Raw genomic sequence first — 380 nt, forward strand, 5'->3', positions numbered from 1 at the left:
CCGGTGGTGCTTTCGATGGTGGTGCTGACGGTGCTGCCGTTTTTGTAGACGTCGTTGGCCGGGGTATCGACCACCACGGAGCCGGCGGTTTTACCGGCTTCGATGTTGATCACTGCGCCGTTCGACAGGGTGACGGTCATCGGCGTGCCGGCCGGGTTGGTCAGGGTGGCGGTGTAAGTGATCTGACCGCCTTCAACCACCGAACCGGTCGCCGTCAGGCTCAGCCCGGTGTTGTCGATCGAGTCGGTGATGGTGGTGACCGCCGGGGTGGTGCTCGGGGTCAACTGTTCGAAATTGCCACCGGTGGTGCTTTCGATGGTGGTGCTGACGGTGCTGCCGTTTTTGTAGACGTCGTTGGCCGGGGTATCGACCACCACCGA

The 380-nt window shown here is 62.6% G+C and carries 1 protein-coding gene; it reads right to left on the bottom strand.

Going from position 1 to position 380, the window contains the following annotated elements; translation table 11 throughout:
• Nucleotides 1–380, bottom strand: a 380-nt coding sequence (locus AC1RJ3_RS29655) for an immunoglobulin-like domain-containing protein (RefSeq protein WP_493081999.1), incomplete at both ends; no start/stop codon positions are given.

It is taken from the genome of Pseudomonas sp. GW822-FHT04C11, from assembly GCF_058800905.1.